The organism is Specibacter sp. AOP5-B1-6, from assembly GCF_052376555.1.
Taxonomy (GTDB): Bacteria; Actinomycetota; Actinomycetes; order Actinomycetales; family Micrococcaceae; genus Specibacter.
Map to the genome: position 1 here is coordinate 33433 of NZ_JBQSVT010000021.1, position 12022 is coordinate 45454.

Sequence of the window (12022 nt, forward strand, 5' to 3'; positions counted from 1 at the left end):
CAACGCGCGCACCGTCCCTGCAACGCACGCAATGTCAGTGCCGCTTGCTAGATTCAAGGTGCTGCATCCCCGCTGCACGGAAGGCGCTGACATGTTTTTGCTCGACTCCCCCGGAGATTCCACGACCGGAACAGGCGGGGCTCCACTGATTTTCTCGGCGTCGGACCTGGTGACAGCCAGCGAATGCCAGTACCGGACGCTGCGGATCCTGGATGAAAAGCTGGGGCGGGCACCCCGTGCCGACTTCGCCAAGGACGAGATGCTGGAACGCGCGGCCGGGCTGGGCGACGCCTTCGAGGAGAAGATCCTCGGCGAGTACCGGGACACATTTGGCGACTGGGATCCGGCCGCGGGCAAGGGCGTGAAGGTTGTTGACCGCACCACGGGTCCGGACGGCAGACCCGCCGCCCCGACATGGGCCAGCCTCGAAGCGAAGCGGGAAGAAACCCTGGAGGCCTTGCGGACCGGTGCCGAGGTGGTTTTCCAGGCCACGTTCTTTGACGGTTCCATGGTGGGCTTCGCGGATTTCCTTATGAAGGCGCCCGACGGTTCGTACGCCGTGCACGACACCAAGCTGGCCAGGCATGCCCGGGTCAGCGCGCTGCTGCAGCTGGCCGCCTACGGGGACCAACTGGAGAAGTATGGAATCCCGGTGGCCCCCGTGGCGACGCTGGTGCTGGGCAACCGGAAACACAGCGACCACCCCATGGCGGATTTGCTGCCCGTGTTCCGTGAGCACAGGGAGCGGTTCCTGGCGCTGACCGCCACCCACCGCGCACAGCCGCTGCCCGTTGACTGGCGGCAGGACGGCATCAACTATTGCGGCCGCTGCGACTACTGCGCCGAGCAGGTGGCCCAGCGTCAGGACCTGCTGCTGGTCAACGGCATGACCGGGTCCCAGCGCCGCAAACTCATGGCCCAGGGCGTCAACACCGTGCAGGAATTGGCGGACCTGCCGGCGTCCGCTGCCGCGGGACCGCTGGTGCGCCTGCGCGACCAGGCCCGCATTCAACTGGGGCTGGAGGCCGTCAACGGGACAGCCGTTGCGGGCAAGGGTCCCGACGCTCATGAAATCAGCTTCAAGGTGCTTCCGGCCGTCAGCAAGCTCCCGGCTCCCAGCCCGGGCGACATCTTCTTCGACTTTGAGGGCGACCCCCTGTGGCAGGACCCAGTCACGGAAAAATGGGGCATCGAGTACCTGTTCGGCTCCATTGAGGCGCTGCCGGACGGGGTGGACCCTGCGTCCGTGCCGGATGCGGATCTGGTCTTCAAGCCGTTCTGGGCACACTCCCGGGCCGAAGAACGTGACGCGTTCCTCCGCTTTCTTGACTATGTGCAGACCCGCCGCAAAACATGGCCGGACATGCATGTTTACCATTACGCGCCGTACGAAAAATCGGCGCTGCGCAACCTCTCCGTCATGCACGGCGACGGCGCGGCCGAGGACATCATCGACGACTGGCTGCGCACCGGCCTGCTCGTCGACCTGCTGGACACCGTCCGCCAGTCCGTGCGCATTTCGGAGAGCTCCTACTCCATCAAGAAGCTCGAACCTTTTTACATGGGCGCCAACGTCCGCTCCGGCGATGTGAAGGATGCCGGGGCCTCCGTGGTGGCCTACGCGGACTACTGCTCACAGCGCGACGCCGGAGTCGCAGGAGACGCTGCCCAGGCCGCCAAGGCTGCGGAGACTTTGTCGTCAATCAGCGACTACAACGAGTACGACTGCGTGTCCACACTGCGCCTGCGGGACTGGCTGTTCAGAATTGGTGCCGCCACACAGGTGGAAAGCTGGACGGCAGGCAGTGGCAAGCTCAAGCTCCAAGAGGATAAGACGAGCACGTACGAGCCGAGCCCCGAGGAGCTCCGCCTCGATGAGTTCATCGCCGGGCTGCGCGGGCAGAAGGGCTACCAGCTCACTGCCGACGAGAATGCGATCGACATGGTCTCGGCTGCTGCCAGCTACCACCGGCGCGAGGACAAGCAGTTCTGGTGGGGCCACTTTGACCGTTTGGAGAAGGGCCCGGAAGCCTGGGCAGAGGAACGCAACATGCTCCGCATCGATGGCGTTGACGTGGTTGACGACTGGGCGAAACCAGCAGACAAGCCCCGGGCCCGGACAGAATCCCGCACGCTCAAGGTGACCGGGGCTGCCACCGAGGGCTCGGATTTCCGGGCCGGCACCACGTGGTTTGGGATGTACAACGCCCCACTGCCCGAGGGCATGGAGGAGGACCCTGCCGAATCAGGCAAGGATCCCGCCATGCGCGGCGGTCTCTTCAACATCACCGTGCTCGAGGACATGTCCGACCCGGCAACCCCGGACCTGACCACCTTGCTGGTCGCCGAGAAGTCCACCACCAAGGTGCAGCCCTACAACCAGCTGCCCATCGCGCTGGCCCCCAACAAGCCAGTCCCCACGGCAAGCATCCGGGCGGCACTGTCGGAACTCGCCGGTACGGTGGGCGGCGGCCTTCCCCGCCTGCCCAAGCACCCCGGGCTGGACATTCTCCGCAAGGCCGCGCCCAGGCTGGCCGACGGCGGGAACCTGCCCGCCGCCGTCGTGCTTGGGGACGGGCACAGCACCCGGGAGCATGACTACGTCAGCGCCATCACCGAAGCGGTGCTGAACCTTGACCATTCCTATCTTGCCGTCCAGGGCCCGCCCGGCACCGGGAAGACGCATGTGGGCTCGCACGTCATCGCGCGGCTCATGAAGAAGGGGTGGAAGATTGGTGTGGTGGGACAATCGCACGCCGTGGTGGAAAACATGCTGCGTGCGGCGATCGAGAAGGCCAAGGCCGACCCCGGGCGTGTGGGCAAAAAGCTCGCGGCACCCCACGAGGTGCCATGGAAGATCACCGACGACAAGCAGTTCGCCAAGCTGCTGAACGGTGACGGCGGCGCCTTGATTGGCGGCACGGCGTGGACCATGACCGGAGCGAACGTCCCGGCGGGATCGCTGGACCTGCTTGTCATTGACGAGGCGGGGCAGTATTCGCTGGCCAACACCCTCGCCGTCTCCCGGGCGGCAAGGAACCTGCTCCTGCTGGGCGATCCGCAGCAGCTGCCGCAGGTCACGCAGGGCTCACATCCGGCACCCGTGGATGAATCGGCACTGGGCTGGCTGTCGGAGGGTCATGCCACGCTGCCTGAAGAGCTGGGATACTTTTTGGCCGATTCCTGGCGCATGCACCCGGACTTGTGCGCCGCGGTGTCTCGCCTGAGCTACGACGGCAAACTGTCATCCGCCCTGGCGGCCACCCGGCGCCACCTCGAGGGCAGGGCGCCCGGCGTCGAAACCGTGTACATCAGCCAGGACCCGGCTAACGAAAAGGACAACAAGCAGTCCTCCCCCGAGGAAGCCGCCGAGGTGGTGGCCCAGGCACGGGCGCACCTTGGGCTGATGTGGACGCCCGGCCCGGATGCACAACCACGTCCGCTGGACCAGGGTGACATCCTGGTGGTCGCCGCGTACAACGCCCAGGTCCATCTGGTGCGCGAAACGCTGGACAATGCGGGACTGCCCGACGTCAGAGTGGGCACGGTGGACAAGTTTCAGGGCCAGGAAGCCCCCGTGGTCCTGGTGACCATGGCCTGCGCCGACCCCGCGGCCGCCCCGCGCGGCATGGAGTTCCTGCTTAACCGCAACCGCATCAACGTGGCCGTGTCGCGCGGCCAGTGGCGGGCCGTCATCATCCGGTCCCCGGGGCTGAGCAACTTCATGCCGGGCAAGCCCTCGGGCATGGCCGAGTTGGGGGCCTTCATCGGACTGTGCGCAGCTGGACAGGGAAACAGCACCGCGACCATGGCATGATCACACCATGAACACTGTGATCTCGTCCCGGGCACGGCACCGGCGGCGGCGCTTGCTCGTGATGGTGCTGTGTGGCGCCCTGGCCACTGTTCTGACGGTCGTGCTGGGTGCCTGGTTTTATGCTCCCGCCGTCGGCTGGGCGGTGGCGGCCTTGTTCTACAACGCCTCCGTGTGGTTGCAGATTGTGCCCATGGATGCCGGGCGCACAGCCGCCTACGCGGCGGAGGAAGACCCCGGGCGCCGAATCTCCGATGTGCTGATTTTGCTGGCCGCGGTGGGTTCCCTGGCCGCCGTCGTCCTTGTTGTGGTGGGCAGCACAGATGTTCACGGCACGGGTCGGTTCCTGCTGGCGTTGCTGGCCTTGAGTTGCACCGCCATGTCCTGGCTCATGGTGCACACCTTGTTCACCCTGCGCTACACCGAAATTTACTATGCCGGTGAGCCCGGCGGCATCAGCTTCAACCAGGCGGAACCGCCGCAGTACACCGACATTGCCTATATGGCCTTCAGCGTGGGCATGACCTACCAGGTCTCGGACACCAACATCACGACCCGGGCCATGCGGTCGGCGGTGCTGCGGCACAGCCTGCTGGCCTTTGTGTTTGGCACCGGCATTCTGGCCACCACCATCAACCTCGTGGTCAGCCTGACCGCCTAGTCTTCCGCGCTCCCGGCCGCCAACCGTTGCATCACGGCCTGCCGGCGCCGGTCCCCGACATTTTCGTCAACAACGATCATGACCGCCGGGCCCACAACGATCAGCACGAGGCAAACCGCCACGGGTGCCCCCGCTGCCGCCAGTGAAACAGCGCCTGCAGACAGGGCCAGCAGGAGGCCGCCCAGCCAGAAATGGAGCGGCTCAACCTCCACCATGACGGCGTACAACACCGTCAACGTCAGGGCAAAAATGACGACCGGTACGGCCACGGCCGCAACCACAGCACCTTCACCAATGACGGTGCGGCCCTCAAGGTAATAGGCCATCACGTGCAGGCCCGCCCCCGTTGCGGCGATCGAAGCGAAAATAAGCATGTGCGCGTAGCCAAAGACAAAGGAGCGGTTCCGCCGGCCATGCAGGGCCTGCCCGGACGGCAGGATGAAATACAACCACCACATGGCAAACGCCAGCCCCGTCCCCGCCAGGCCAACAACCGCCGTATCCAGGGTCCACCCGCTGACGGCGACCAGGGCGCGCAGCGCTTCAACCGTCCCCAGCAGGCATTCGCCCAGTGCGATGATGGCCAGCAAACTGTATCTCTCGGCGATGTGATGGGCGTGCCACGGAGTCTTGGCCTTGCGTTCGGCAATCGCCGGGGTGCTCATTTCCAGGATGAACAGGGGCGCCGCCATCAAGAACATCACCGGAACACTGGTCTCAACGATGATCACGGCCACCCAGCCGAGCTGGGCGAGCGTCAGGTATTTCGCGTAGCGCAGACACGTGTCACGGCGCAGCGGGTCTTGTTTGGCAGCCCTCAGCCACTGGAAGACAAGGGCCACCCGCATGACAACGTAGCCCAGGACCATGACCCGGTTGTCGACATGCTCACCGGCCGCGATGGAAGCAAACATGGGTTCCAGCCCCATGACGAGGATGAGCACGCCCACCATCTGCACCATGGTGACAAGCCGGAAGATCCAGTCGTCCGTGTCGTAGGCGCTGGCAAACCAGCTGAAGTTGATCCACGCCCACACCACTGCAACCATGGCGAAGGAAAAGCCGATCAGGCCGGCACCGACGTGGCCGTCCGCCAAGGCTGCGGCGAATTGTGCAGCCGCAACACCGAAGGAAATGGCAAAGGTCAGGTCAAAGAACAGTTCAAGGGGCGTGGAAACGCGCCCCTTTTCCTGCGGATCCCTGCCACCCATTTTGGAGAAGGCATGGCTGATGCGGTTCTTGGACACGTGGCGCTCTTTCCTTCGCACGGATGGGAGCTGGCATTCCGAGCAAAATACTACGCCCCGGCCTGCCGCAGGATGGCAGCGACGCTTCTGTGTTGGGTCAGGCTAGGCGGGCAGCCCGCCAAAGAACGTCTTCGTGATCTGCGCCAAATAATAGGGATCGGCGACGCCGCACAACTCCCGGGCCGAGTGCATTGACAGCAGCGGCGTGCCCACGTCGAGTGTCCTGATGCCCAGGCGCGTGGCCGTCAGCGGGCCGATCGTGGATCCGCAGGGGACGTTGTTGTTGGAGACAAATTCCTGGTACGGGGCACCCGCCGCGGCGCAGAGTTTCGCCCACATGGCAGCGCCAACGCCGTCGGTGGCGTAGCGCTGGTTGGCGTTGATCTTCAGCAGCGGTCCGCCGTTGAGGACAGGCAGGTTCGCCGGGTCGTGCCGTTCGGAGTAGTTCGGGTGGACCGCGTGCCCGGCGTCGGCCGAGATGCACAGGGAGTTGACGAACGCCCGGCGGCGTTCACTCACCGAGGCGCCCAGGCCGTCCGACACCCGGGTCAGGACATCTTCCAGAATGGGTCCGCAGGCCCCCGAGCGGGAATTAGAACCAATTTCCTCGTGATCGAAGGCGGCCAGGACCGGAATCACGTCGGCTGCGGGCGACTCCGCCGCAGCGATCAACGCGAGCAGGCCGGCGTGCACCGAGGTCAGGTTGTCCATGCGCCCGGCAGCAAAGAACTCATTGTTGGCACCAAACACCTGCCCGGGCTGCGTGTCGGCCACAACAATGTCGTAGCCGCCAATCGTCGAGGCGTCCACGCCCACCCGGTCCGCCAGCAGTCCGAGCAGGTCCTCGTCCGCGGCGTTCCCCTGGCCCCAAATCGGGTTCATGTGTTGCTGCTTGTCCAGTTTCAGCCCGTCATTGCTGCTCCGGTCAAGGTGAATGGCCAGTTGCGGGAACCGCAGCAGCGGGCCCGTGGCCACCAGCGTCTCCGCACCGTCCAGGTCAACCAGGCGGCCGGCGAACTGCAGCTCCCGGTCAAGCCAGGAGTTGATGAGGGGACCGCCGTAAACCTCCACGCCAGCCTGCAGCCAGCCAAAACGCCCCGTGGTCGGTTTTGGTTTGAGCTTGAACGACGGCGAATCGGTGTGCGCACCCAAAATATTGAACCCCGTGGTGCTTGCAGCATTTTCCGGCACAAGCCAAGCAATGATGGCACCGTCGCGAATCACAAAGTACTTGCCTTGAACAGGCCACGGAGCCGACTCCGCCAGCTCGGTGAAACCGGCTGCTGCCAGCCGCCGCCCCGATTCGCGGGCCGCATGAAAGCTCGACGGCGACGCCTCGATGAAGTCGCGAAGGTCCAGAATGTGCTCAACAGAAGTCATGCTTCGATTCAATCACGAAGGCTGACAGCGCAGGTGCCTGCCGTGCCTGCTTGCAACCCAAGAATTGTTGCAGTTCGGCGTTCGGAAGCAGTTAGTAGTCCGGATTGCTGGGAATAACCATGCCTGTTTCGTAGGCGTAGACAACCACCTGGACCCTGTCCCGCAGGTGCAGCTTTGTGAGAATGCGCCGCACGTGGGTCTTTACGGTCGCCTCGGACAGGAAGAGCTTGTGGGCAATCTCGGCGTTGGAAAGCCCCTGGGCGATGCATTGCGCCACGTCAAGTTCCCGCGGCGTGAGTTCCTCCAGCAGCGGGTCGGGTTGAATCACGGGGCGGACGGGGCGGCTGCGGACAAAATTTTCCAGCAGCCGCTGTGTCAGCCGCGGCGCCACCACGGCGTCTCCGCTGGCAACCAGCCGAACGGCCTGCACGAGCTCGGACGGGGCCACATCCTTGAGCAGGAACGCGCTGGCCCCGGCCTGCAGCCCGGCAAAAGCGTACTCGTCCATGTCAAAGGTGGTCAGGATGATGATGCTGGCATCGGAGGGGGACGCGCTGATTTTGCCGGTGGCTTCAATGCCGTCCATGAGGGGCATGCGCACATCCATGAGAACCACGTCGGGGTCCAGACGTTCGACGGCGGCCAGCGCCTCAATGCCGTTGGACGCTTCGCCCACAACATGCAGGTCCTCCTCACCTTCAAGGATCAGCCGGAACCCCATTCGCAGCAACGGCTGGTCGTCGACCAGCAGCACCTTGATTCGCTCGGGAACTCCGGCCGCACCCTCCACGACAGATTCGCTCATTGCCTTCTCCTTCATTCCGGCCCCTCTGCGGGATGCAGCAGCGCTTTGACTGACCAGCCGCCGTGTGACGCTGGTCCGGCGTCGACAGTACCGGCAAAAATGCCTGCGCGTTCACGCATGCCCACAATGCCGCGGCCTGTTCCAACCGAGGTGTTCATGGTGCCGCGCCCGTCATCGGAAATGTGCACCGAGAGCTCGCCGCGGACCAGGTTGTTGTCCACGGTCACCCGGACCCGCGAGACGGCCGTCCCGTAGCGCAGCACGTTGGTCAGTGATTCCTGCACAATCCGGTAGACGGTCAGTGCCAGCGCCGGGTCCTCAGGGGTGGGCGGCCCGGATTGGGTGAACGTGATGGGCAGTCCGGCCTGCCGGAACCCCTCGATCAACGCGCCCATGTCGGTGTGGTCCGGCTGCGGGGACCTGTTGGAGCCGGAATCATCGCGCAACACCCCCAACACCCTGCGCATGTCGGCCAGTGCCGTGCGGCCGGTGTGGGACAGCTGCCCCAGCACCTCCCCCGCCTGGGCGGGGTCACGCTTGACCACGACGGCGGCCCCGTCTGACAGCGCCACCATGACAGTGAGCGAGTGGGCCACCACGTCGTGCATTTCGCGGGCAATCCTGTTGCGCTCGGCCACCGAGGCCAGTTGCGAGTTCCGCACAGCCCACTGGCGCAGCTCGTCCTCATGGGCGCGGCTGCGCCGCACCGACGCGCCGATGCCAACAGCGATGATGTTGGAAAACAACATGACGATCGAGGAAATGATGCTGTTGACCTCTGCGCTGGGACCGCCCTCGACCATGTAAGCCGCCGGGTACTCGAAGAGGAACAACATGTAGAGGACCAGGGGAACCGCGGCGACAACTGCCAGGGCAAAGCTGACAACCGCCCGGTAGCGCACCGCGACGGCGTACAAGGCAAACCACAGGCTGGCACCCACGTTGCCGGTATTTGGCACCACGGCAACGTTGAGTATTTCAAATACTGACAGGATGGCCAGCACGGTCAGCGGGTTGTCCCTGCGGAACATAAGCACCGTGGCCGAGGCCAGCACAAGAACCGTGTGGGCTCCCAGGTCGTCCTTGAAGTTGCCGCTGAAGAAGATGCCTGACCCGGCCACCAGATACGCCAAAACCACCACCACATCCATGATGCGGGGGTGGGCGTGAAAGTACCTTCTGACAACGCCGCGGCGGCGGGCCGCAAATTCAGCGGCCCGCCGCTCAGCGGAACGTAAGTCGGCGGGGGATGCGGCCGTTCGTTCCGCGTCCCCCGCCTGGTCATATGTGCGCATAAGTGTGAGCTTTTGCCCCCCGAAATTGTGGCGGGCTGTCAGCGGATCCTAGACGTCACGAGTCTTGAGGGCGATGATGGCCGGCACCATGAAAATCACAATCCAGCCGATGAAGATCAGGCCACCGGACAGAGGCGAGATGAAGGCCAACTTGTCATTGATTTCCAACATGCGCCCACCAGCCACGCTCGGGACATACTGGTTGAGATACTTCCAGAATTCACCGGGCATCATGCTCATCAGCTGCGTACCGAAGTCGAGCAGGAAGAACACGACCACCAGCACGATGATGCCGCCAGCCGAGCTGCGCAGCAGCGTACCCAGGGAAAGCCCGATCAGTGCCACCCCGGCTACGTATAGCCCACCCATGAGGATGGAATACACCACGCCGTCCAAGACGAAAGACAATTCGATGCCGTAGGCACTGAAGATCGGCATGGCTACCAGGGTCGTTACGACAGCGGCCAGCAGTGTCAAGATATAAGAGACAACGACCAAGACCACGGCCTTGGCGAAAAATGCCGGCAGTCTTGTGGGCACGGCAGTCACGGTGGAGCGGATCATTCCGGTCCCAAACTCCGAGGAAATCAGCAGCACGGCCAATGCTCCCAGAATCAGGATGCCAATCTGCAGGCCTGCATTGGGGATGGCGTACAGGTTGAAACCAGTAAACTGTTCGGCCTCAGCCAGTGACATGCCTTGTGCAGGAGCACCTTCCATGCCCATGCCGGAGCCGTACTTCATGATCGTTTCCAGTGACATGGCCTGAACCCATGCAGCCATGGCCCCGACACCCACAACGGCCAGGAACGTGAACAGCAGCAGCAGACGCGTAGACAGCAGCGACCGGAACTTGATCCATTCGCTGCGTACGACGCCGGCGAACGTCAATGAGCCGCCAACCGAGCGGTGCGGAGCGGAAATCGTCGTCGTGCTCATCTTTAGAGTCCCTTCACAGCGGCGGGAACCGGCTCGGAACCAGTATCAGGGCCAGTATTGGTGTCATTCAATTCTTGCGAGTGGTATTCCACCGCGTCCTTGGTCAGGTTGAAGTACGCCTCTTCCAGGGACGACGTCAGCGGTGTCAGCTCGTAGACCAGCACCCGGTTTTCCAGGGCAATGGCGGCGATCTGGCGTGCGTCGAGCCCGGTAACCTCGAGGGTTTCATTCTCGTTGCACTCCACCTTGACGCCATTGCTGCCCAGCAGCTGGCTCAACCGTGTGACGTCCGAGGTGCGGACCCGCACCTTTGCCTGCTGTGCGCCGGCAAGGATTTCGGCGATGGGGGCGTCGGCAATGATCTGCCCGCGGCCAATCACGATCAAGTGATCAGCGGTTTGGGCCATTTCGCTCATCAGGTGCGAGGACAGGAAAATTGTCTTGCCCTGCGCGGCGAGGTGCTTGGCCAAATTGCGGACCCAGAGGACACCCTCGGGGTCCAGCCCGTTGACCGGCTCATCGAGGATCAACGTCTGCGGATCGCCCAGCAGTGCCGAGGCAATGCCCAGGCGCTGCCCCATGCCGAGGGAGAATCCGCCGGCCTTCTTCTTGGCGACGGCGGCCAGTCCGGTCATGTCGATGACCTCGTTGACGCGCTTGGTGGGGATGTTGTGCGTTGCCGCCATGGCCAGCAGGTGATTGTAGGCGCTGCGTGAGGTGTGCACCGCCTTGGCATCCAGCAGGGCACCGACCTGATGCAGCGGGTCGCGGTGCTCGGCGTACCGCTTGCCGTTGACGGTCACTGTGCCGGCCGAGGGCTTGTCCAGCCCGACGACCATGCGCATGGTGGTTGACTTGCCGGCACCGTTGGGGCCCAGGAAGCCTGTCACCATGCCCGGTTTGACGGTGAACGTGACACCGCCGACGGCGGCCTTGGCACCGTAGTGCTTGGCCAGGTTTACTGCCTCAATCATGTGGACACCCCTTTGGATGGTCTGACGGACCGTTGCAGCCCGGCTTGCGAATCTATAACCACCGTACGCAACGATCCGGGGAATTTCTTCTACCTCAGGGATGATTCAGGGTTTACTCAGGGTAGTCCGAATGGATGATGGCCGGGTGGTCGCGCCCTCAGCGGTTCCGGTGCTTGTATCGGCGGTGTTTGAGCGGATCTTTCGGCAGCAGCCTAGAATCGTCAGATGCCCCAACAACCGCCGCATCCCCAGCCTCCGAGGCGCGGTGCACTGCTGCCGCTGAACTGCCCGCGCTCCCGCCTCCTGTGGATCTCCTTGCCAGCGCTGGCTTTCCTCGTGGCTGGCGCCTTGATGGTGTGGGCGTCCGGCAACAATCCCCCATTCGGAGCGTTCGACGCCGGCTGGAACCAGTTCATGCTGGCCTCGCGCACACCGTGGCTGACTTCCGCGAACGGCGTGCTGAACTTTGTCGGAAACACCGGCATGGTCATCTACTGTGCGCTGCTGTTCCTTGTGCTGCTGCGCCGCCACCCGCGGCTGGCCTTGTTTTCCGCGGGCGCAAACCTCGGCGCACTGGGCGCCACCCACCTGATCAAGCTCCTGGTGGGCCGGCCCCGCCCGGACGACCGCCTGGTGGCCGTCGACTCCGGTTCATACCCGTCTGGGCATGTCAGCGGGACGGTGGCAGCGATGGTGGTGACCGCCGTCGTGCTTGGAAGATTGTGGATGTGGATCAGCGGTGCAATCCTCAGTGTGGCCATGATGTACAGCCGCACCTATCTGGGCGCGCACTGGTTTTCCGACACCGTTGCCGGAGCGCTGTTGGGGGCCGGACTCACGCTCCTGTTGTGGTCGGCAGTCAAGGACGCATGCCTGCAACGGAATATTTCCGGCCGCTGACGCAGAC

The 12022-nt window shown here is 64.0% G+C and carries 9 protein-coding genes; 3 read left to right on the forward strand and 6 right to left on the reverse strand.

Going from position 1 to position 12022, the window contains the following annotated elements:
- The first annotated feature begins 91 nt into the window (after positions 1-91).
- Together ACT3TS_RS12050 and ACT3TS_RS12055 are read left to right on the forward strand one after the other, a co-directional pair.
- The gene (locus ACT3TS_RS12050) at positions 92-3817 is read left to right on the forward strand and encodes a TM0106 family RecB-like putative nuclease (RefSeq protein ID WP_444531754.1); all 3726 of its coding nucleotides are present in this window, start codon (positions 92-94) and stop codon (positions 3815-3817) included.
- A 7-nt stretch (positions 3818-3824) separates the two neighbouring features.
- Positions 3825-4475: a DUF1345 domain-containing protein gene (locus tag ACT3TS_RS12055; protein ID WP_444531755.1), complete on the forward strand. Its 651-nt coding sequence runs from the start codon at positions 3825-3827 to the stop codon at positions 4473-4475.
- Here the strand turns inward: ACT3TS_RS12055 and ACT3TS_RS12060 are convergent.
- The 6 genes from ACT3TS_RS12060 to ACT3TS_RS12085 form a co-directional block, all read right to left on the reverse strand.
- Complete coding sequence (locus ACT3TS_RS12060; RefSeq protein WP_444531756.1) at positions 4472-5722, reverse strand: low temperature requirement protein A; 1251 nt, start codon at positions 5720-5722, stop codon at positions 4472-4474. The genes ACT3TS_RS12055 and ACT3TS_RS12060 overlap by 4 nt on opposite strands.
- Positions 5723-5824: 102 nt before the next feature.
- Complete coding sequence (locus ACT3TS_RS12065; RefSeq protein ID WP_444531757.1) at positions 5825-7102, reverse strand: M18 family aminopeptidase; 1278 nt, start codon at positions 7100-7102, stop codon at positions 5825-5827.
- Positions 7103-7193: 91 nt separating this feature from the next.
- A complete protein-coding gene (locus ACT3TS_RS12070; protein WP_444531758.1) occupies positions 7194-7907 on the reverse strand; it encodes a response regulator in 714 nt (237 codons plus the stop codon).
- Between the two features lie 11 nt (positions 7908-7918).
- The gene (locus tag ACT3TS_RS12075; protein WP_444531759.1) at positions 7919-9202 is read right to left on the reverse strand and encodes a sensor histidine kinase; all 1284 of its coding nucleotides are present in this window, start codon (positions 9200-9202) and stop codon (positions 7919-7921) included.
- A 48-nt stretch (positions 9203-9250) separates the two neighbouring features.
- Entirely contained in the window at positions 9251-10141 is an 891-nt protein-coding gene (locus ACT3TS_RS12080; RefSeq protein ID WP_444531760.1) for an ABC transporter permease, read from the reverse strand.
- Between the two features lie 2 nt (positions 10142-10143).
- The gene (locus tag ACT3TS_RS12085; RefSeq protein ID WP_444531761.1) at positions 10144-11115 is read right to left on the reverse strand and encodes an ABC transporter ATP-binding protein; all 972 of its coding nucleotides are present in this window, start codon (positions 11113-11115) and stop codon (positions 10144-10146) included.
- Positions 11116-11340: 225 nt separating this feature from the next.
- Here ACT3TS_RS12085 and ACT3TS_RS12090 point away from each other — a divergent pair, with 225 nt between their 5' ends.
- Positions 11341-12015 carry a phosphatase PAP2 family protein gene (locus tag ACT3TS_RS12090; protein ID WP_444531762.1) on the forward strand — a complete coding sequence of 225 codons (675 nt, stop codon included), beginning with the start codon at positions 11341-11343 and terminating at the stop codon, positions 12013-12015.
- The last annotated feature ends 7 nt before the right edge of the window (positions 12016-12022 follow it).

Coding starts and splice junctions, on each gene's coding strand:
- ACT3TS_RS12050 (WP_444531754.1), top strand. CDS start 92: ATGTTTTTGCTCGACTCCCCCGGAGATTCCACGACCGGAACAGGCGGG.
- ACT3TS_RS12055 (WP_444531755.1), top strand. CDS start 3,825: ATGAACACTGTGATCTCGTCCCGGGCACGGCACCGGCGGCGGCGCTTG.
- ACT3TS_RS12065 (WP_444531757.1), bottom strand. CDS start 7,102: ATGACTTCTGTTGAGCACATTCTGGACCTTCGCGACTTCATCGAGGCG.
- ACT3TS_RS12070 (WP_444531758.1), bottom strand. CDS start 7,907: ATGAGCGAATCTGTCGTGGAGGGTGCGGCCGGAGTTCCCGAGCGAATC.
- ACT3TS_RS12075 (WP_444531759.1), bottom strand. CDS start 9,202: ATGCGCACATATGACCAGGCGGGGGACGCGGAACGAACGGCCGCATCC.
- ACT3TS_RS12080 (WP_444531760.1), bottom strand. CDS start 10,141: ATGAGCACGACGACGATTTCCGCTCCGCACCGCTCGGTTGGCGGCTCA.
- ACT3TS_RS12085 (WP_444531761.1), bottom strand. CDS start 11,115: ATGATTGAGGCAGTAAACCTGGCCAAGCACTACGGTGCCAAGGCCGCC.
- ACT3TS_RS12090 (WP_444531762.1), top strand. CDS start 11,341: ATGCCCCAACAACCGCCGCATCCCCAGCCTCCGAGGCGCGGTGCACTG.